The 18,933-nt window shown below is 69.7% G+C and carries 19 protein-coding genes and 1 tRNA gene; 14 read left to right on the plus strand and 6 right to left on the minus strand.

Annotated elements, in window-relative coordinates; all coding sequences use genetic code 11:
* Positions 1-88: 88 nt before the first annotated feature.
* From NLF94_RS19485 to NLF94_RS19500, 4 genes are read left to right on the plus strand one after another with little or no spacing between them, the layout of a single operon-like run.
* Positions 89-1,045, plus strand: coding sequence for a DUF4129 domain-containing protein (locus NLF94_RS19485; RefSeq protein ID WP_254839305.1), 957 nt, complete (start codon positions 89-91; stop codon positions 1,043-1,045).
* Positions 1,045-1,581, plus strand: coding sequence for a DUF7269 family protein (locus NLF94_RS19490; protein ID WP_254839306.1), 537 nt, complete (start codon positions 1,045-1,047; stop codon positions 1,579-1,581). Before NLF94_RS19485 ends, NLF94_RS19490 begins: the two co-directional genes overlap by 1 nt.
* Complete coding sequence (locus tag NLF94_RS19495) at positions 1,578-2,843, plus strand: DUF58 domain-containing protein (protein ID WP_254839307.1); 1,266 nt, start codon at positions 1,578-1,580, stop codon at positions 2,841-2,843. The genes NLF94_RS19490 and NLF94_RS19495 overlap by 4 nt, the downstream gene beginning before the upstream one ends.
* A complete protein-coding gene (locus NLF94_RS19500) occupies positions 2,840-3,436 on the plus strand; it encodes a DUF7519 family protein (RefSeq protein WP_254839308.1) in 597 nt (198 codons plus the stop codon). Before NLF94_RS19495 ends, NLF94_RS19500 begins: the two co-directional genes overlap by 4 nt.
* Before the next feature lie 114 nt (positions 3,437-3,550).
* Here the strand turns inward: NLF94_RS19500 and NLF94_RS19505 are convergent, their stop codons facing one another.
* Positions 3,551-4,369: a sensor domain-containing protein gene (locus tag NLF94_RS19505; RefSeq protein WP_254839309.1), complete on the minus strand. Its 819-nt coding sequence runs from the start codon at positions 4,367-4,369 to the stop codon at positions 3,551-3,553.
* Between the two features lie 168 nt (positions 4,370-4,537).
* On the opposite strand from NLF94_RS19505, the gene NLF94_RS19510 reads away from it, so the two are divergent.
* The 4 genes from NLF94_RS19510 to NLF94_RS19525 all read left to right on the plus strand — a co-directional run bounded on the left by NLF94_RS19510 (position 4,538) and on the right by NLF94_RS19525 (position 6,281).
* Positions 4,538-4,888, plus strand: a complete 351-nt coding sequence (locus tag NLF94_RS19510; RefSeq protein ID WP_254839310.1) for an ArsR/SmtB family transcription factor — start codon at positions 4,538-4,540, stop codon at positions 4,886-4,888.
* On the plus strand, positions 4,885-5,277 hold the full coding sequence (locus tag NLF94_RS19515; RefSeq protein WP_254839311.1) for a hypothetical protein: 393 nt from the start codon (positions 4,885-4,887) through the stop codon (positions 5,275-5,277). Before NLF94_RS19510 ends, NLF94_RS19515 begins: the two co-directional genes overlap by 4 nt.
* A complete protein-coding gene (locus tag NLF94_RS19520; protein WP_254839312.1) occupies positions 5,264-5,548 on the plus strand; it encodes a DUF7521 family protein in 285 nt (94 codons plus the stop codon). Before NLF94_RS19515 ends, NLF94_RS19520 begins: the two co-directional genes overlap by 14 nt.
* Before the next feature lie 103 nt (positions 5,549-5,651).
* Positions 5,652-6,281: a sensor domain-containing protein gene (locus NLF94_RS19525; RefSeq protein WP_254839313.1), complete on the plus strand. Its 630-nt coding sequence runs from the start codon at positions 5,652-5,654 to the stop codon at positions 6,279-6,281.
* A 539-nt stretch (positions 6,282-6,820) separates the two neighbouring features.
* Here NLF94_RS19525 and NLF94_RS19530 read toward each other — a convergent pair.
* The 3 genes from NLF94_RS19530 to NLF94_RS19540 all read right to left on the minus strand — a co-directional run bounded on the left by NLF94_RS19530 (position 6,821) and on the right by NLF94_RS19540 (position 9,402).
* Positions 6,821-7,708 carry a DUF4097 family beta strand repeat-containing protein gene (locus NLF94_RS19530; protein WP_254839314.1) on the minus strand — a complete coding sequence of 296 codons (888 nt, stop codon included), beginning with the start codon at positions 7,706-7,708 and terminating at the stop codon, positions 6,821-6,823.
* Between the two features lie 289 nt (positions 7,709-7,997).
* Positions 7,998-8,948, minus strand: coding sequence for an AAA family ATPase (locus tag NLF94_RS19535; RefSeq protein ID WP_254841458.1), 951 nt, complete (start codon positions 8,946-8,948; stop codon positions 7,998-8,000).
* Positions 8,949-9,018: 70 nt separating this feature from the next.
* On the minus strand, positions 9,019-9,402 hold the full coding sequence (locus tag NLF94_RS19540; protein ID WP_254839315.1) for a hypothetical protein: 384 nt from the start codon (positions 9,400-9,402) through the stop codon (positions 9,019-9,021).
* Between the two features lie 122 nt (positions 9,403-9,524).
* On the opposite strand from NLF94_RS19540, the gene NLF94_RS19545 reads away from it, so the two are divergent.
* Both NLF94_RS19545 and NLF94_RS19550 read left to right on the plus strand, forming a co-directional pair.
* Positions 9,525-10,577: a S1C family serine protease gene (locus tag NLF94_RS19545; RefSeq protein ID WP_254839316.1), complete on the plus strand. Its 1,053-nt coding sequence runs from the start codon at positions 9,525-9,527 to the stop codon at positions 10,575-10,577.
* Between the two features lie 39 nt (positions 10,578-10,616).
* A complete protein-coding gene (locus tag NLF94_RS19550) occupies positions 10,617-11,516 on the plus strand; it encodes an alpha/beta hydrolase (RefSeq protein ID WP_254839317.1) in 900 nt (299 codons plus the stop codon).
* Between the two features lie 27 nt (positions 11,517-11,543).
* Here NLF94_RS19550 and NLF94_RS19555 read toward each other — a convergent pair whose 3' ends face one another.
* The gene (locus tag NLF94_RS19555) at positions 11,544-14,024 is read right to left on the minus strand and encodes an efflux RND transporter permease subunit (RefSeq protein WP_254839318.1); all 2,481 of its coding nucleotides are present in this window, start codon (positions 14,022-14,024) and stop codon (positions 11,544-11,546) included.
* Positions 14,021-15,583, minus strand: coding sequence for a COG1361 S-layer family protein (locus NLF94_RS19560; RefSeq protein ID WP_254839319.1), 1,563 nt, complete (start codon positions 15,581-15,583; stop codon positions 14,021-14,023). The genes NLF94_RS19555 and NLF94_RS19560 overlap by 4 nt, the downstream gene beginning before the upstream one ends.
* Before the next feature lie 309 nt (positions 15,584-15,892).
* Between NLF94_RS19560 and NLF94_RS19565 the strand changes: the two genes are divergently transcribed.
* The 4 genes from NLF94_RS19565 (at position 15,893) to NLF94_RS19580 (ending at position 18,914) form a co-directional block, all read left to right on the plus strand.
* A complete protein-coding gene (locus tag NLF94_RS19565) occupies positions 15,893-17,143 on the plus strand; it encodes an RNA-guided endonuclease InsQ/TnpB family protein (RefSeq protein WP_254839320.1) in 1,251 nt (416 codons plus the stop codon).
* 209 nt (positions 17,144-17,352) lie between these two features.
* Positions 17,353-17,775: a universal stress protein gene (locus tag NLF94_RS19570; RefSeq protein WP_254839321.1), complete on the plus strand. Its 423-nt coding sequence runs from the start codon at positions 17,353-17,355 to the stop codon at positions 17,773-17,775.
* Positions 17,776-17,910: 135 nt separating this feature from the next.
* Entirely contained in the window at positions 17,911-18,774 is an 864-nt protein-coding gene (locus NLF94_RS19575; RefSeq protein WP_254839322.1) for a bacteriorhodopsin, read from the plus strand.
* Between the two features lie 55 nt (positions 18,775-18,829).
* Positions 18,830-18,914, plus strand: a tRNA-Ser gene (locus tag NLF94_RS19580).
* Positions 18,915-18,933 lie beyond the last annotated feature (19 nt).

The raw sequence follows: 18,933 nt of genomic DNA on the forward strand, positions 1-18,933 counted from the left end.
GGTCAGTCAGCCAAATGTCTTCCCTTTCGGGGTCGGCGGGGGGACGCGCCGTACGAACTCTTTTTTATATCGGCCCACAACGGCGGCCGTGGACCGCGACCGTGCCCTCCCGCTCCTCGTAGCCCTCCTGGCCATCGTGGCGCTCTCGCTCGCGGCGGCGACCCTCGATTCGGCGGTCGACCCCGGTGGCTCCGGCTTCGGCGGCGGCAGCGACACCGGTGTCGGCGACGACGACCCCGGCGAGACCCCGACGCCGAAGCCAGCGGTGGGAGAGGCGGCCGACCCGACGAGCGAAATGCTCATCTTCTCGACCTGCTTCCCGTTCCTCCAGAAGCCACCGGCACTGTTGGCGCTCTTCGTGGTGTTCGGCGGGGTGTTCGCCGCGACGTACCGCTTGACGAAGTCGAAGTTCGCGGGACTGGCCGTCTGTGCCGCGCTCGCGCTTCCCGGCGCCCTGGTCTACGGCGGGCTGGCGTTCTGCGGGGAGTCTTCCGCCGCCCCCCAGCAGACATCGACCGAGGGCGGACCGACGCCCAACGGCAGCAATCTCCCGGAGGGTGGCGGTGGCGGTCTCGGCGAGACCGGCACCGAGGCCCTCTCGTCGCCGTCGCTACTCCTCGCACTGCTCGTGGTGGTCGCGCTGGCCGTCGTGGTCGTCGCGGTACTCGCCACCGGTAGCGACAGGGCCGGCACGGCCGAGGAGCCGACGGAGGACCTGCCGGAGGACGCCCCCGAGACCATCGGTCGCGTCGCCGGGACGGCCGCCGACCGGATCGACGCCGACGGCGACGTCGACGCCGAAAACGAGGTGTACCGCGCCTGGCGAGAGATGACCGAATCCCTCGCGGTCGCCTCGCCGGAGACGACCACGCCCCGGGAGTTCGAGCGGGCGGCCGTCGACGCCGGCATGGACCGCGAGGACGTCGCGGCGCTGACCGACCTCTTCGAGTCGGTCAGGTACGGTGGTCTCGAACCGACCGACGAGCAGGAACGGCGGGCCGTCGAGACGCTCCGCCGCATCGAGTCCGGCTACGGGGAGGACTGATGCGGCGGCTCGCACTCCTCGGCATCGCCGCCGTCGCTGTGGGCGCCCTGACGCTCGTCGAGCGCGGGCTCGCGGGCTTTTTCCAGCTCGACTACCTGTTCGTCTCGGCGGTCGGCGTTCTGGCGGTCGTGTTCGGGCTCCGTTACGCGCTGGCCGGCCGGTGGGCGACCCGGTGGACGGCCGAAATCGAGTCCCCGGAGCCGCGCTACCGCTCGACGGTTCTCGGCGAGGAGGTCGAGACGGCGCTCGGCTCCGGCGGGCAGCTCGGCATCGGGCGCCGGGCCGAACTCCGGCGGCGGCTCCGGGACGTCGCGGCGGACGTCCTCGTCACCTACGCCGGCTACGACCGCGAAGGCGCCGAGACCGCGGTCGAGGAGGGGACCTGGACGGACGACCCCGTCGCTGCGGGCTATCTCGCCGAGCCGATCGACCTCCCGCGCCGGCTGCAGGTCCGCAACCTGCTTCGTCGACGGTCGATGGTCCGGACCTGCGTCGAGCGGTCGCTGACCGCAATCGAGGAGGTGCGCGAGCCGTGACCCGGACGAACCGCTGGGTCGGTCTCGGCGGAGCCGCGCTGGTCGTCGTCGGCGTCGCCGTCCTCTTTCGGGAGCCGGGGCCGGTCCTGGCTGCCGGTGTCGCGGCCGGCTACCTCGCGGTGCGGTCGGCGACCGCCCCGCCGACGCCCTCGCTTCGGGTCGAGCGAACCGTCGAGACGGAGACGCCGGACCCCGACGAGGAGGTCCGGATCGAGGTGACCGTCGAGAACGAGGGAGCGACGCTGTACGACCTCCGACTCGTCGACGAGGTACCCGACGGGCTGGCGGTCGTCGACGGCCCGGCCAGACACGCCACGGCACTCCGCGGCGGCGACGCGGCGACGTTTTCCTACACCGTGCGGGCCTCCCGCGGCAGCCACGAGTGGGAGGACCTGCGGGTCGTTGCGCGGGACCCGCTCGGCGTCCACGAGCGGGAGACGACTGTCGACGCCCCGAGCACGCTCCGGTGTGTCCCAACCTTCGAGGGGACGGCGGACCTGCCGCTGCGGGGACTGACCACGCCGTACGCCGGCCGCGTCCCGACCGACGTGGGCGGGTCCGGCATCGAGTTCTACGCCGTCCGGGAGTACCGCCGCGGCGACCCGCAGGCCCGCGTGGACTGGAACCGGGCGGCCCGGACGGGCGAACTGGCGACGCTGGAACTCCGCGAGGAACGGGCGGCGACGGTCGTTCTGGTGGTCGACGCCCGAACGGCGGCCTACGTCGCGCCGTCGCCGGAGGCCGAAAGCGCCGTCGAGCGCAGCGTCGACGCCGCCGGCCACCTGGCCGACGTCCTGCTGTCGAAGGGCGACCGCGTCGGCGCGACGGCGTTCTCGCCGCGGGCCTGCTGGCTCGCGCCCGGCACCGGCACGGCGCATCGGGCGCGACTTCACGACGCGCTCGTGACCGACCCCGGCTTCGCGCCGACGCCGCCGGATCCCGACGCCCGGTTCGTCTCCCGGCTGTGGCGGCGGCGGTTCCGCCGCCGGCTGCCCGCCGACGCACAGGTGATGCTGTTCTCGCCCTGCGTCGACCGGGCGCCGCTCGTCCTCGCCGAGCGGCTGAACGCGCTGGGCCACCTCGTGACGGTCGTCTCGCCCGACCCGACCCCTACCGAGGGTCTCGGCGGCCGCGTCGTCGGCATCGAGCGGGACCTTCGGCTGGCGGAGTTGCGGGCCAGCGGCGTCCGCGTCCTCGAGTGGTCGCCGACGGAGCCGTTCGCCGTCGCCGGCGACCGGGCCGGCCGGAGGTGGTCCGGGTGAGCGTCACGACGACGGACGCGGGGAGCCGCGCGGACGACGACGGAGGCGGCGACGGCGATCACGAGACCGACGAGGTCACGGCGACGGAGCCGACCGACGCCGAGCCGACACCGGCACCGCCCCGCCTTTCGGTCGGGCTGGCCGTCGGCCTCGGCGGCTTCGCGGCGGCCCTCCTCGCGGCGGGGTCGCTCCTGTCCGGTGCGGTCGCCCTGCTCGGCGTCGCCCTGCTCGGGGCGTCGCTGTCGGTCGTCTCCGTGCGCCTCTGTTCGGCCGCCGGCGTGACGTTCGTCCTCGCGTTCGTCGCGGCGGCGGCGACCGGCGCGGTCGCGGCACCGCTGGTCGGCGGTGCCATCCTCGCGGTGGCGGCCTGGGACGTCGCCGACCACGGCATCGGCCTGGCCGGCCACGTCGGCCGGGAGGCGCCCACCCGGCGGAACGAACTCGTCCACGCGGCCGCCAGCCTGGCGGTCGGGAGCGCGGCCGGCGCGGTCGCCTTCGGCGTCTACCTGGCGGCCGGCGCCGGCCAGCCCTCGACCGCGCTCGTTTTCCTGCTGTTCGGGGGCGTCCTTTTGCTCGTCGCGCTCCGGGACTGATACTGACAGACGAGATCAACTGAAGCCGGTGCGTGGACGCCCAACCGTTCGCTCCGTCGAACGGCTCGATTCTCGCGAGCCGCGTGTCCGCTCGTTCGTCCGTCAGTATGGGCGTCAGCCCACCACGCGACGGGCGGTGCCCGCGAGGTCGTAACTGTCGCCGAGCATCCAGCGAGTCAGCCGACCCGACAGCCACGCCAGCCCGTTCAGGAGATGGAGGGCGACCAGCAACAGGACGACCCCGACGACGGCGACGACTACCGCCTCCGAGAGCCGGGTAATCCGCCAGGATCCGACGGTGACGGCCGGCTCCAGCGTGACCAGCAGCCGGTTCCACCCGAGGTGCAGCGTCGGGTGCAACTCGACGGGCCGGTCGGTGACGACCCCAACGTAGACGCCCGGCTGCCGGTAGTACAGCGGCGCGAGCAGGAGCGCCACGGCCGTCGAAAGCAGGACGGTCATCACGAGAAATCCCGCGACACCGAGGACGAACTTCACGGGGAGGTACGCCACCGCCAGCCAGGTCCCGGAGTCGACGAGCACCGACAGCACGCGCCGTGGCGCCGATGGCTCCTCGTCATCCCCGGCGTCGGCGGTCGACCCTGTGGAAGCCTCGACGTCGCCGGCTTCGCCGTCGGTTTCGGCGTCTGACGACCCGAAGTCCACGCCGAGCAGCAGTGCTGCCAGCCAGCGCTCGAAGCCGGCGATGCCGAGCGTCACTCCCACGACCACGACCAGGATGGGGATTCCGACCAGCACGATGGCGAGTCCTATCCCCAGCGAGAGGCCGATGGTGACGAATACGAGGTACAACACCCCGAGCGGGAAGGCCAGCGCGAGGTACAGCAGGTTCAGGTACGTCTGCGGCCGGAGGGGGGCCGCGAGGAACGACCGCAGGTGGGCACCGGAGGGGCGGCTGACGGCGTCGAGCATCCAGGTCGTGTCTGCCGGGCTTGCGGACATAAACGTTCGGGACGGGTGTCGAGCGGACAACTCGTCGAAAGGGTAGAGCCCCTCGAGCGACGATTCAGTGACGATCGTGACCGACGAGACGCCCGCGACGCCGGGGATTTATGTACTACCCTCTGAACCGGAGTGAGTATGGGGGAGGAGCCGCCCGACGAGGAGGTCGTCGTCGAGGTCATCGGCGACGACTACTCCCGTCGAATCCTGACGCTGACCCGCGAGGAGCCCCGCTCAGTCGAGGTGCTCAGCGAGGCCTGCGGCGCGGACCCCTCCACCATCTACCGGCGGATCGAGCGCCTCCAGGAGGCCGGCCTGCTCGAGGACCGCCAGGAACTGGACCCCGGCGGCCACCACTACAAGGTCTACGCCGCGACCCTGCGGGAGGTCACCCTCCGGTTCGAGGAGGAGGGCCTCGAGGTCGAGGTGCGCCGCGAGGAGGAGACGGCAGCCGACCGCTTCACCAGACTCTACGAGGGATTCAAATGACGGGACAGAGCGCGTTCGCGGCAGTCGCCCTCGCGGTCCCCGACGGGCCGCGAGCGACCGGCCTCGTCGACCTCGCCACGGCGCCGGTCGCACAGGCGTCCGGTGGCGCCCCCACGCTCGTCCTGCTCGTGTTCGCGGCGCTGGTCGTCGCAACGGTGCTGTCGCTGTACCTCGCGGTCCGCCTCTACCGCGGCTACACCGAGGGCGGCGACACCGGGATGCTCGTCCTCGGGGCCGGGCTGGTGCTCCTGACGACGGTGCCGATGGTGCTGCGGTTCGTCCTCTCTAACGTCCCGGGCGTCGCGCCGACGACCCAGGAACTGCTGGCGACCGCCTGCCAACTGCTCGGGTTGCTCGTCATTCTCGGGGTGATCCATGGCCGCCGTTGACGCCGCCGTCGTGCTGTTCGCGACGGCGCTGCTCACCGCCGTGGTCGGCAGCGTCGTCGCCGTCACCGCCTACCGCGGCTACCGGCGCAACGACAGCGAGCCGATGCTGTACCTCGCGGTCGGCATCGCCTGCATCACCGTCGGCCCGTTTCTCGTCACCTACGGGGTAGCGCCGGTCGCGGCGCTGTCGGATGCTGCCGCGCTGCTCGGCGTCCTGTTCGCCACCATCGCTGGCCTGCTCGCCATCCTCTACTCGCTGGAGGGGACGTGAGTCCCTCGAACCTGTATATAAATCTTTCTTAGGACTGGTCGCTCGACAGCCGTCGCCCCCGTTTTAGGGGGATACCGGCCCTCCGGTCGAGTGGGTGATCCCCGTGACTGCAACGAGTCCACGCGACGCCGTTCGGTCGTTCCTCGGCGTCCCCCTCGAACCGCGGACGTATCGTGCCCTCGTGTACAACCTGCTCGCGTTCCCGCTCGGAATCGCGTACTTCGTCGTGCTCACGGTCGGGTTGGCGGCGACCGTCGGCCTGAGTCTCACGCTGGCCGGCCCGGTCGCGCTGGTCGTGACGCTGCTTTCGGTCGTGACGCTCGCGTGGGCCGACGGCCGACTCACCGGCGGCCTGCTCGGCGCCGACATCGCCCCGCAGTTTCCCGACGACGACGACCCGGTCGAGTTCCTGAAGACACTGGTGTTCGGCCGCCTCACCTGGACGGGCGCCGTCTACCTGCTGTGGCGCTTTGCCGTCGGAGTCGTCGTCTTCGTCGTCCTGGTCGCCGGCTTCTCGCTGGCCGGAAGTCTCCTCGCCGCCCCGTTCGGCTACGGCGAGCACCTGGCGGTCCGCGTCGGTGCCGGATCGGTCGCCATCGACACGCTCGGCCGCGCGCTCGCCGCTTCGCTGGTCGGCGCCCTGATCGGTCTCGTGACGCTGCACCTCTCGAACCTCCTCGGAGAGGCCAACGCCGCCGTCGCCGACGCCCTCCTCGACCCCGACGGGCGGTGACGACCCCGCCGTCCCGCGACGTCGTTCGGCCCTCCACGCTGTCCCGTCCCGTCTTCACCGGTATTCCCGTCTCGTTTTTCGAGCGCGTGCGTTCCCGAAGAACGATTCACTCCTTGAAACTGAAACGAGCCCGCCACGTACACGGAGCCCAGCATCCGCCGAGCAGGGCCTTCGGAGACGGCCCCCGAGGCGGTTCGCAGCGGCGCTTTGCGCCGCCGTAGCGCGCACGGACTGACGCGACGCCGACGGCGTCGCGGAAGGAGTACGCGCGCATATTTTCCCCACGTTTTTGCCGCGGATTGCGGGCGAAGCCCGCAACCGGAAGGCGCGGCGGTAACGCCGCCGCGCGGCCGGCGGCTCCGCCGCCGGGTCGTGTAAAAAGTGGGCTCTATGGAGTGGGGATTCGATTCATCCCTCCCTGAAAACAGTTCCCGGGAGGAGTTCTACGGCACCCTCTCGATCGGCTGCGGCTGGATACCTGGTCGGGCTCCGACGAGCGGGGGGACCTGGTCCAGTGGCGCCGGCGTCACGCTGTCGGTTCAGTTCAGTCGTTCCAGCGTCACGCTGCCGTTGCTCGTCTCGACGGTCAGCCGCGGGCCGCCGTCGCCGAGCGTCCCGGTGACGCGGTCGTCCCCGCGGCGGCCGCCCTCGAGGCCGACGTTGCCGACCGAGATGCTTCCGGTGGTCGTCGTGACCTCGAGTTCGGCGTCGAGGTCGGACGCCAGCGCCGCCGTGACGCTGCCGGTGGTCGCCTCGACGGAGACGTCGCCGTCCATCGCCGGCACCTCGACGTCGATGCTGCCGGTCGTCGTCGTGACGTCGCCGAGACGGGCGGGGTTCCGGACGTCAACCGAACCGGTGGTCGCGGATGCGGCGGCCGTCCCGTCGACGTCTTGGAGATCGATCGAGCCCGTACTGGTCTCGGCCTCGACATCGCCGTCGACCGCGCGAACGCCGACGGAGCCGGTGCTGGCGGTCACCGAGAGGTCGCCCGTCGTGTCGGCGATGTCGATCGACCCGGTCGCGGTGTCGACCGCCTCGAGGGCGACCGACTCCGGCAGGACGACGTCCAGGTCCATCGACGGTCGGCCGCCGAACAGCGGCTCCCGGCCGGTGTATTCCGAGAACAGCCGTAGCCGACCGTCCTGCCGTTCGGTCCGGAACTGGAGGTCGGTCACGTCGGCGGTGACCGAACTGGACTGTTTGACGATGTCGATGTGGACATCCTCGCGGTCGGCGGTCCGGACGGTCACACTCCCGCGGGACGTCTCGACGGCAACGACGTCGACGTCGTCGACGGGGACGCTTTCGGTCGATTCGATACGCTGGCCGACGAAGGGCGTCAGCCCCGTACAGCCGGCCGTGGAGGTCAGGGCGGCAGCGGCGCCCCCTGCCAGGAAGCGCCGCCGAGTCGTTTCTCGACTCATACTCGTTCGGTCGGACGACAGCTCCGTATAAACAGGTGGACGCCTGTCGTCGCGACAGGCCGCCGGAACGTTTATATACCCTCATTCGTCGTCCGGGGACATACTGCCGGCTGTCGGTCCGTGACTATCGTTTCGCGATGGTCGACGGGAGATGCGCTGATAGCGACTGCTGTACGTCATCGGGGTCGACCGCACGAGGGCGTTCGGTCGAAACGGTAAACAGATACAGCAGTCTCTACGAGAACCTATCTTCTGGCCGGGTCGCATCACGTAGGTGCAGTCGGCAGTATCAGTCGACCGTCGGCACGGGTGCGGCGTCGAGGACGTCCTCGACGACGGCCCGCTTCTCGATGCCGGAGACGGTCGCGTCGGCGGTCAAAACGAGGCGGTGGGCGAACACGGGCGTGACGACGTCGGCGACGTCGTCCGGCGTGACGAACGCCCGACCCTCGAGGACGGCCTTCGCGCGGGCGGCTTCGAAGAGCCGCTGGACGCCGCGGGGGGAGACGCCCACCTCGACGCGGTTGTCCTCGCGGGTCGCCCGACCGAGTTCGGCCACGTAGCTCAGGAGGTCCTCGTCGACCCGGACGTCCTCGGGGGCCGCCCGGAGCGCCGAGACCGTCGCCTCGTCGACGACCGCCTCGACGGTCGGGCTCCGTTCGGCGCGGCCCGCCCGACGGCGCAGCAGTTCGGTCTCGCCGTCGAGGTCCGGGTAGCCCATCGCGGTCTCGACGACGAAGCGGTCCAGTTGTGCCTCCGGCAGCGGGAAGGTCCCTTCCTGTTCGACGGGGTTCTGGGTCGCGATGACGAAGAACGGCTCCGGCAACTCGTGGGTCTCGCCGTCGACGGTCACCTGCCGCTCCTCCATGGCCTCCAGCAGCGCGGCCTGGGTCTTCGGCGGCGCCCGGTTGATCTCGTCGGCCAGCACGACGTTGGCGAAGATCGGGCCGGGGGAGAACTCGAAGCTCCGGTCCCGCTCGTCGAAGACGTTGGTTCCGGTGACGTCGCTCGGCAGCAGGTCCGGCGTGAACTGCACCCGCGAGAACTCCAGCCCGAGTGCGGTCGCAAGCGTCCGGGCCGTCAGCGTCTTTCCGGTGCCGGGGACGTCCTCGACGAGGACGTGTCCGCGGGAGAGCAGCGCGACGAGCAGCCGCTCGAAGAACCGCTCGTCGCCGACGACCGCCTCGCCGACGGCGTCGACGATGTCCGCACACGCGGCGCCCGCGGTCTCGACATCCATCCGGTCGTCGTCGGTGTCCATACATTCCGGACGGGGGCCGCGAGACAAAAACCTCCCGCCGCTCCCGCCGTCAGGTCTCGATTTCGAGTTCGAGCCGGTAGCCCGACTCCCCGCGAACCGCGTCGAGGCGGACGTCCTCGCGCCGGCCGGCCAGCGAGACGTCGGCGTGGGCCTCGACCCGCTCGCCGACCTCGCGCAGCCCCGCCGACGGCCCGGGAGAGCCGTCCCAGGCGACGCAGGTCTCGACGTGCTCGCCGTCGATGGCTGTCTCGACGACGGCGTTCGCGGCCGTCGACAGGTCCCCGGCGTCGAGCGGGAGGGGGTCGGTGACCGTCGCTGCCGGTCGCAGGCGGAGTCGGTAGGTCGACCCCGGGCAGTCCCGGCCGGCGTCCTCGATACAGCCGGACCCGGCCGCGGCCGCGAGCGCGAGGAGGCGACGACGCGACAGCGCCATACCCCACCTCGGCCGCTCGGCTCGAAGTGCCTTGCGGTCGCCGGGGACCGTCCCCGAATCGCCTCGGGGGTCACCGGGGTCGGGAGCCGAAGGCACTTTCGGCGCGGACACCAAGCGGTGGTATGGTTCAGCCAACGCGCCGCCGATTTCTGGCGGCGGCCGCCGGCGTCGCGGCCGGACTCGCCGGCTGTTCGGCCGGCCGGCGCGAGTCGCCGGACCCGATCCAGCGGGAAACGCCGGGCGGCGACCGCGGCTCCGTCTACACCGAGGTGTACCGAAACCGGATCGACTCGGTCACGTTCGTCAGGGGCGAGCAGGGCAGCGGCTCCGGTTTCGTCTACGACGGCTACGTCGTCACGAACCAGCACGTCGCCGGCGAGGCCGACGCCATGGATGTCCGCTTCGAGGACGGCGACTGGCGGGAGGCCGGCGTCGTCGCCACCGACGTCTACGCCGACCTCGCGGTGCTGTCGACGGACGTCCCCGACTACGCGGCGCCGCTGCGGTTCGTCGAGACCATCCCGCCGGTCGGGACCGAGGTGGTCGCGCTGGGCAGCCCCTTCGGGCTGGAGTCGTCGGTCTCGACGGGCATCATCAGCGGCAAGGACCGCGCGCTCCCGAGTCCGAGCGGGTTCTCGATACCGAACACGGTCCAGACCGACGCTGGTCTCGACCCCGGCAACAGCGGCGGCCCGCTGCTCACGCTCGACGGCGCGGTGACCGGCATCGCCGTCGCCGGTGCCGGCACCAGCGTCGGCTTCGCCGTCTCGCCACTCCTGGCCCGCCGGGTCCTGCCGGAACTCGTCGAGACCGGCGAGTACGAACACCCGTTCCTCGGCATCGCGCTGCGGCCCGTCACGCCCGCCGTCGCCGAGGCCAACGACCTCGACGCGGTCCGGGGGGTCATCGTCGTCGAGGTGCTCGATTCGGGACCCGAGGGCCAGACGCTGCAGGGGTCCGACGGCGAGACGACCGTCGACGGCCGGTCGGTCCCCGTCGGCGGCGACGTCATCGTCGAACTCGCGGGCAACCGAATCGAGTCCGACACCGACCTCGGGACGACGCTGGCGCTGGAACTCTCCCCGGGCGACCGCGTTCCAGCGACCGTCATCAGGGACGGCGAGCGCCGGGAGATAGAGGTGCCCATCGGCGCCCGACCGGAACCGGGCGAGTAGGCCGCGAACCCTTTTGTCCCGCGCCCCCGACTGGAACGTATGTCAGTCCGTTCCGTCGAGTTCGACAGCGAGGGGCAGACGCTGGACGGCGAACTCCGGCTCCCCGGGGACGCCGCCGACGGCGACGAGGATCCGCCGGTCGTCGTGATGGCACACGGCTTCGGCGCCGAACGCGACTTTCGGTTGCCGGCCTACGCCGACCGGTTCCGCGAATCCGGGGTCGCCGCGCTGCTCTTCGACTACCGCGGCTTCGGCGATTCCGAGGGAACCCACCAGCTTATCGACCCCTTCCGGCACCGGGCCGACTGGCTCGCGGCCGTCGACTTCGCCCGCGACCTCGAGGCGGTCGACGGCGACCGGGTCGCGCTGTGGGGCAGTTCCTTCAGCGGCGGCCACGTCGTCGAGACGGCCGCCAGACGCGACGTCGAGGCCGTCTGCTCGCAGGTACCGTTCGTCGACGGCGTGGCGACACTCGTCCACCTCGCGCGCAACTCGGGCGTCGAGTACCCGCTGGAGGCGACGAAACATGGCCTGGTCGACGCCGTCCGGGGGCTGTTCCGCCGGGGGCCGCACACCGTCCCCATCGTCGGGCCGCCCGAGGAGTTCGCGATGCTGAACACGCCCGGTGCCGAGGCCGGCTACCGGGACATCGTGCCCGCAGATAGCGACTGGGAGAACGCCTGCCCGGCCCGGGTCGCCCTGCAGGTGCCGCGCTACCGGCCGGTCTCGAGGGCGAGCGAGGTGGACGCGCCGCTGTTCGTGACCGTCGCCAGGGAGGACCGAATCGTCCCGCCATCGGCGGCCGAACGGCTCGCTCGACGGCTCGACCACGCCGAGGTTCTCCGAGTTGACTGCGGGCACTTCGGCGTCTACGACGGCGCTCCCTTCGAGCGTGCCGTCCAAGAGCAGGCCGCCTTCCTCGAACGGCACCTACAGTGAGCGCCGGGACCGGCCCGACAGCGGCCCTCACGGTGAGGCGAGCGTCGGGACCCGCTCGCTCCGGGTCGCGGCCCGCTCCCAGACGACGATTATCGACGGCAGCAGCAGCACGGAGCAGGCGTAGGCGTAGAAGACGCCCAGGCCGAGCAGCAGGCCGAACTCCTGGATGAGCGGGATGATGGCGAAGAACAGCGCGCCGAGACCGAAGACGGTCGTCAGCATGCTGCCCGTCAGCGCGCCGCCGGTCCCCTGGATGGTCGTCCGGAGAGCGTCGAAGACGTCCGTTCCGGGGGTGTACTCGTCGACGAAGCGGTGCATGAAGTGGACGGCGTAGTCGACGCCCAGCCCGATGGAAACGCCGAGTATCGGCGCGTTGATGGGCGACAGCGCGATGCCGAAGAAGCGCATCGACGCCGCCAGGAGCGCGACCGTCACGAGCACCGGCAGGAGATTGAGGAACCCGTAGACGGCCCGCCCCTCGAGGAAGCGATACGACAGCGCCAGGAAGACCGCCGTCAGCACGAACGCGACGGCGAGGCTCTGGATGGCCGACTCGAGAATGACGTCGATGACGGCGGCGTTGACGATGAGCGTCCCGGTGGCGACGGCGTCGACCGGCATCCGGTCGGCGATGCGCCTGGCGTCGGCGACGATCTCGTCGTCGGTGGCGTCGGACTTCAGCGTGAAGTCGATGCGTGCGCTGCCGCGGTCGGCGGCGATGTAGTTGCGGGCCTGCGAGCGGGCCGGCGAGTCCAAGAGCGCGTCGTAGACCTGGTCGACGTTCTGGTCGGGGACGCCGTTGCCGGTGCGGTCGTTGCGCGCGACCAGCGCGGCGAACTCGGGGTCCCGGTCGGCCCGCGACTGGATGACCGTCACGATGCTGCTGGCCTGGGCGTCCCCGTCGGCCGCCCGCTGGAAGGAGTCCGGCGGCTGTCTCGTCGCCCGGTGGAGTATCTCCAGGGAGTCGTCGTCCCGGACGGACTCGTCGACGTATATCGTGACGGTGCTGAACTGCCGGGCACCGAACTCCTCCTCGAAGAGACGGATGGTCTTCGTGAATGTGTACTCCGTCGGCGCGAGCGGTTCCGGCAGCGCTTGGTATGCCTCGACGCGGTCCTCGTCGGGGAAGAAGATCTCCTGTGAGAACTCCGCGTCGACGCCGGTACCGTAGACCGCGGCACCGCCGCCACCGACGACGGCGACCACGACGACGACCGCGGGGGCGATCCGCGCCAGCGAGACGCTGCTCTCGAGGACCCGCCCCATCAGCGACCCCTCGCTTCCCAGCGGCGTCGATCCGAACTCCGGGAAGTACGGAATCCGGGCGCGAGCGCGGTCGGCGAGCACCTTCGTCGCGGGCAGGAACAGCCCGAAGACGACGAACGTGATGACGATGCCGATGGCGGAGACGATGCCGAAGTCCTGCAGCGAGCCGAGCGGGCTGGTGAGGTTCGCGGCGAAGCTGATGGCGGTGGTGATCGTCACGATGGCGAAGGCGACGAGCAACTGGTCGGTCGTCTTCCGCATCGCCGGCGCGATGTCGTCGCCGGCCAGCGTCGCCTCGCGGTAGCGGTTGATGGTGTGGATGCCGAAGTCGATGCCGACCGCGAGCAACAGCGGGAACAGCGGCACCATCGTGTTCGAGAAGGGGATGCCGGCCCAGCCCATGACGCCGAAGGTCCAGACCAAGACGACGGCCAGCGAGCCGAGCCCGAGGAACATGTCGACGGGGTCCCGGTAGGCAAGGAGCAGGAACCCGAAGAGGAATATCACCGTCGCGGGGAAGACGATGATCGCGGTGTCGGTCAACAGCGCGTTGAACTCGTTTTGGATGACGCCCTGTCCGAAGAGGATAGCGTTGTCACCGGCCTCGTTGCCCTCGACGGAGTCGATCACGTCGATGGTCCGCTCCTGCAGCGTCGCCACCTCCGCGGTCGAGGCCGAGGCCGGCAGGTCGTAGGTGATGCCGACGATGCTGCCGGTCGCGCGCTGGGCGTTCGGGTTGTAGTCGGTCGACAGCTGGGCGCCGAGTCCGCGCTCGTCGGCCGCGTCGATGGCCGCCCGGAGTTCGCCGTCGGTCGCCGCCTCGACGGCGCGGCGCTGCTCCAGCGGCGTCTCCGCGCTCGGGTCGAGCTGTCTGGCGATGCCGCTCGCGTGGCTGGTCGTCGACGCGATCCGCAGCCGGCTGTTGGTCTCGAGGCGGTGCTGGGTCTCTAGGATGCGAACCAGCGTCGGCCGCGACAGGACGTTGCTGTCCTGGAGTATCAGCGTGCCCGATGTGGGGGCGTTCCCTATCGAGGTCCCGAACTCCTCTTCGATGTTCTCCTGGGCCTGCTGGGCCTCGACGTCCTCGGTGAACTGGTCGGTCTCGGCCTGCGTCGATATCATCGTGAGACCGGGTGCCAGGGCCGCGCTCACGACGAGGAACGCGGCGACGACGAGCAGCGGCCGGTCGACGACGAAGCGGTCGACCCGCTCGACGATTGGCTGGTCCGTGTCGTCGCTCATCGCCGCCGACGCCCGACGAGCAGTACCAGCCCGACGGCCACCACGACGAGCAGCGGCGACAGCGAGCCGTCGCCGTCACTGCTGGATTCGGTCACCTCGATGGGTTCCTGGTACACCTCCGAGATCTGGTCGTCGCCCCGCGAATCGGTGTACTGGAAGTCCATCTCGACGGCGTAGGTGTTCGGCATGGCGCTGCCGGCCACCGAGAGTTCGAACTCGACGGTCGTGCTCTCGCCCGGCCCGAGTTCGTCGACGAACGACTCGTCGGTGCCCGTCCGCAGCGGGCTGTCGGCGTAGAGGTTCGCCGTGATGTCCGACAGCGTCTCCTCGCGGTTGTTCGTCACCTCGACGGTCAGCGTCGTCGAACTGCCGGCCTCGAGGGTCTCGGCGGCGTCGATCTCGAAGTCCGGCTGCGGGGGCGCGACGTCGACGCGGGCGGTCTGGCGGTCGCTGCGGGCGTCGGCCCCGCCGCTGGTGTACTCGACGACGAAACCGAACTGGCGGGGACCGGGGTCGGCCTGCCCGCTCACCTCGGCGTCGTAGCTGAAGGTCGCGGACTCGCCGGGCTCCAGGTCGGGCAGCGCGTACTGGCCCTCCCCGAGGTCGATCCGGTTGCTGCCGGTCGTCGCGACCAGCACCGCGTCGTCGACGGTAGTCGGTCCCTCGTTCGTGACGACGCCGGTCAGGTTCCCGCGGCTCCCGACCGACAGCGTCGTCTCGACGTCGTCGACGCTGAACGTCTGTTCGGCCCGCGGCTCGACGCCGAAGGCGATAGTGTCGGACTGTCGGGTCAGGCCGTCGGCGTTCTCGTAGGTGACGGTGGCCTCGGCGCTGAACCGCTCGGGAGCCGAGACGCTGGCGTCGTACTCCAGCGTCGTCGATTCGCCGGGGTCGAGCGTGCCGGCGAAGGCCCGCGTCGGGGCCTCGCCCTGGCCGCTGCCGACGGCGGCCCCGCTGGAGGTCGACCGGACGCCGACGCGGGCGTCGGTCGCCGACTCGGTCCCCTCGTTGCGGAGGGTGACGAACAGCGAGCCGTCGCCGCCGACCTGTGCGTCGGTCTCGACGTCGGTGACCGCAAAGCGCGGTTCGTCGGGAACCCGGAGCGTCACGTCGAACCGTTCGGTTGCCCGCTTCTCGACGGTGCCGCCGTTCGGCCGGATGATCGTCCCGGTGTAGGCGTAGCTCACTTCGACGTCGAGGTCGTAGGTGCCGGGTTCGACGTCCTCGGGGACGGTGACCCGGATCGGCGCCGTCGCGGGCGCTCGGGTGGTGACGGCGCCGGTCGCCACCGTGTCGGTCTCGACGGTTATCGGTCCCTCGCCGCTGGCGGAGACGGTGACGCCGGTGGCGACGGTCGGCCGGTCGTCACTGCTGCCGGCCTGCAGTTCGCCGCGGTTGACGAGCTGGAGTTCGACCGTCGACTGCCCCACGGCGAGTTCGTCGTCGGCGACGTGGACGGAGATGTCGGGCGACCCGCTCACCACGTCCTGGCCGACGACGGCGCCGGGGATCGCCGCCGCGACGAGCAGACAGCCGACGAGGACCGCGAGCGGTCTCACGGCGCCTCCGTCGGCGGGGCGCGTTCGGGGGTGGTACGGGAATCGCAAGCGAAGGGGGCGGGAACCGGAAGAGCGGCGCTCGTCGCCCACCCCTGGAGGGAAGTCTCACAACTCATCGGATGTGGATGGAGTGTTCCGGGACGGTTAAAAAACTACGTATCGCGTTCGGCTATCTTTTAACGAGGAGGGAATCCCGCCGTTTACGGTGGGAGTGAATCCGACAACGCGGACGCCGACCACCGCCGATGAGAGGCCGGATATTCCACGTTCATCCACACGATTAAGTTGGTTACTCTATATAGGCTATGTATGGCGATTGAGGTCACGCGCACCTACGTTGGTTCCATCCAGAACCACCGACAGGTCTGCGATGGCCTCGACTCGCTCGGAGACTCCGCTTCAAAAATCTGGAACGTCGCACGCTGGACAGCCGACCGCATCTGGGACGCAACCGGCGAAATCCCGGACGAAGCCGTGCTGAAATCGTACATGAAGAACCAGTCGTGCTGGAAAGACTTGAACGCACAATCCAGTCAGAAAGTCATCGAAGAACTTTCTGACGCTTTCCAGTCGTGGTTCGACCTGCGACAGAAACACCCAGAAGCGAATCCACCCGGCTACCGCAAACACGGCGACACACGCCCCAAGAGTACGGTCACGTTCAAAGCAGACGGGTTCAAACACGACCCCGAGAACAACCGCGTCCGCCTCTCGAAAGGCTCGAACCTCAAAGAGTATTGGTCGGACTTCCTGCTCTGCGAGTACCAGACGCGCCCCGACGTTGACCTTGCAGACGTCACCCGAGTGCAGAACGTTCGCGCCGTCTGGAACGGTGATGAGTGGGAACTGCACTTCGTCTGCAAAGTCAGTCTCAAAACGAACGACTCGGCAGGCGATGGAGTGGCAGGTATCGACCTCGGCATCACGAACATCGCCACGGTTGCGTTCCCTGACGAATACATCCTCTACCCCGGAAACACGCTCACAGAAGACAAGCACTACTTCACCCGAGCAGAGTACGACACTGAGGGTAAGAACGGCCCCTCGAAGAAGTCGATGTGGGCACGTCGGAAACTCGCCGACCGCGAGACGCATTTCTACCACGCGCTTACGGATACCATCATCACCGAGTGTGTCGAGCGGAACGTAGGAACGCTCGCGGTGAGTTGGCCCGAAGACGTACGAGAGTCCGACTGGGGAAAGACCGGCAACAAGAAACTGCACTCGTGGGCGTTCGACCGCATCTACCAGTACCTCGAATACAAAGGCGAGATACGTGGCGTCGAGGTGCTGAAAGAGAGCGAGTGGGACACCAGTAAGACCTGCTCACGATGTGGTGACGACACGAAGTCGAACCGTGTCGAACGCGGCCTGTACGTTTGCTCGTCGTGTGAGTTGGTAGCGAACGCGGATTGTAACGGGGCGGAGAATATGCGGCAGAAGATAACTCCGAGTCCTCACGGCGAGGATAGGAGTAACGGCTGTGTGGCACAGCCATCGGTACGCCTGTTCGACCGCGAGAGCGGGACGTTCACCACGAGAGAACAGGCCGTATCGTAGACCAGCAAATATCCCACCCTGCGGGACGGGACGCCTCGCCGTTCACGGCGAGGAGGATGTCACATCCGGTTCATTAACCGGCACTCGGCGGATGTCGTGGGGGCGCGGTTCCGCCGACCGTCACGGTGGGTCCCGTTCCGTCCGAGGAACTACCTGCTGGCCGGGAACCGTCTCCCGGGTTTATCCGTCCGGGCGCGGAACGGGCAGGCATGAAGATACTCGTCCCGATAGACGGTTCCGGCCCGGCCGACGTCGCCCTCGAGTACGCCCTCGAGCAGTTCGGCGACGAGGCGATAACCGCGCTGTACGTCATCGACCCGGTCGACGGCGCGACGACCTGGGGTCCGGGCAGCGCCGACGACTGGCTCTCGACGGCCCAGGAGGAGGCCGAAGCCGTCCTCGAGGAGGCCACGGAGGGAGCGACCGCCGACGGGTACGACATCGAGACCGACTCGACGGTCGGACGGCCCGCCCGGACCATCGTCGAGTACGCCGACGAGAACGGCTTCGACCACGTCGTCGTCGGCAGCCACGGCCGCGAGGGCATCTCGCGGGTCCTGCTGGGCAGCGTCGCCGAGACGGTCGTCCGGCGGTCGTCGGTGCCGGTCACGGTCGCCCGCAGCGAGGGCTGATACGGACGTCGGCGAGCAGGTACCGTCAGGGGTCCGGGGTCGGCCGTCGAACGGCCGCGCGGTCCCGCGAGCCGGGGGTCGTACCCCATTTATTGGGGTCCTTACTTAATGGACTCCCGCACCAAGCCCTAGCGTATGTCCACACTACCGGCGACCGCGTTCGTACCGCTTCAGGAGGCGGCCAGCCAGCGAGAGATATTCGAGTACGTCCTCGGAGACACGCTGCTGGCGAGTTCGTTGTACGCGAACATCGCGCTGGCGGGGCTGTCGATACTGCTTTTCGTCTGGATGGCGCGGGGTCTGGAGGACCCGCGGGCGAAACTCATCGTCGCCGCGACGCTCGTGGTCCCGGTCGTCTCGCTTGCGAGTTACACCGGTCTGGCGTCGGGGCTCACCACCGGCATCCTCGAGATGCCGCCCGGCCACCCCGCCGTCGACGGCGCCTACGTGACCGTCGGCGGCGCCGAGGGCGTCGTCTCGCTGTGGGGCCGGTACCTCACCTGGGCGCTGTCGACGCCGGCCATCCTGCTGGCGCTCGGGTTGCTGGCGGGGTCGAACCTCACGAAACTGTTCACCGCCATCGTCTTCGACATAGCGATGTGCGTCACCGGCCTGGCGGCCGCGCTGACGACCTCGAGTCTGGCGCTGCGGTGGTTCTGGTTCGGGATGTCCTGTACGTTCTTCGTCGTCGTCCTGTACGTCCTGCTCGTCGAGTGGCCGGCCGACGCCGCCGAGACCGGCACGGACGACGTCTTCGGGACGCTGAAGTACCTGACCGTGGTCATGTGGCTGGCCTACCCCGTCGTGTGGGCGCTGGGCGTCGAGGGGCTGGCGCTGCTGCCGGTCGGCGTCACGTCGTGGGCCTACAGCGGTCTCGACATCGTCGCCAAGTACGTCTTCGGCTTCCTGGTGATCCGCTACGTCGCCGACGAACCGGCGAGCGTGACCGCCGACGCCGGCTACGGTGCGACCGGCGGCGTCGCACCCGCCGACGACTGACCCGCCCCCGCCGTATCGAAACGCATAAACTCGATAGCCTCCGAGGGTGAACCGAGCCGAGGTAGCCTAGCCCGGCCAAGGCGGTTGCTTCGAGAGCAACTGTCCGTCAGGACTCGTGAGTTCAAATCTCACCCTCGGCGCTCCACCTCCGATGCGACG

The sequence above is a fragment of the Natronomonas marina genome, assembly GCF_024298905.1.
Classification (GTDB): domain Archaea; phylum Halobacteriota; class Halobacteria; order Halobacteriales; family Haloarculaceae; genus Natronomonas; species Natronomonas marina.

Coding starts and splice junctions, on each gene's coding strand:
- NLF94_RS19490 (WP_254839306.1), top strand. CDS start 1,045: ATGCGGCGGCTCGCACTCCTCGGCATCGCCGCCGTCGCTGTGGGCGCC.
- NLF94_RS19505 (WP_254839309.1), bottom strand. CDS start 4,369: ATGCTCGACGCCGTCAGCCGCCCCTCCGGTGCCCACCTGCGGTCGTTC.
- NLF94_RS19510 (WP_254839310.1), top strand. CDS start 4,538: ATGGGGGAGGAGCCGCCCGACGAGGAGGTCGTCGTCGAGGTCATCGGC.
- NLF94_RS19515 (WP_254839311.1), top strand. CDS start 4,885: ATGACGGGACAGAGCGCGTTCGCGGCAGTCGCCCTCGCGGTCCCCGAC.
- NLF94_RS19520 (WP_254839312.1), top strand. CDS start 5,264: ATGGCCGCCGTTGACGCCGCCGTCGTGCTGTTCGCGACGGCGCTGCTC.
- NLF94_RS19530 (WP_254839314.1), bottom strand. CDS start 7,708: ATGAGTCGAGAAACGACTCGGCGGCGCTTCCTGGCAGGGGGCGCCGCT.
- NLF94_RS19535 (WP_254841458.1), bottom strand. CDS start 8,948: ATGGATGTCGAGACCGCGGGCGCCGCGTGTGCGGACATCGTCGACGCC.
- NLF94_RS19540 (WP_254839315.1), bottom strand. CDS start 9,402: ATGGCGCTGTCGCGTCGTCGCCTCCTCGCGCTCGCGGCCGCGGCCGGG.
- NLF94_RS19545 (WP_254839316.1), top strand. CDS start 9,525: ATGGTTCAGCCAACGCGCCGCCGATTTCTGGCGGCGGCCGCCGGCGTC.
- NLF94_RS19550 (WP_254839317.1), top strand. CDS start 10,617: ATGTCAGTCCGTTCCGTCGAGTTCGACAGCGAGGGGCAGACGCTGGAC.
- NLF94_RS19555 (WP_254839318.1), bottom strand. CDS start 14,024: ATGAGCGACGACACGGACCAGCCAATCGTCGAGCGGGTCGACCGCTTC.
- NLF94_RS19565 (WP_254839320.1), top strand. CDS start 15,893: ATGGCGATTGAGGTCACGCGCACCTACGTTGGTTCCATCCAGAACCAC.
- NLF94_RS19570 (WP_254839321.1), top strand. CDS start 17,353: ATGAAGATACTCGTCCCGATAGACGGTTCCGGCCCGGCCGACGTCGCC.
- NLF94_RS19575 (WP_254839322.1), top strand. CDS start 17,911: ATGTCCACACTACCGGCGACCGCGTTCGTACCGCTTCAGGAGGCGGCC.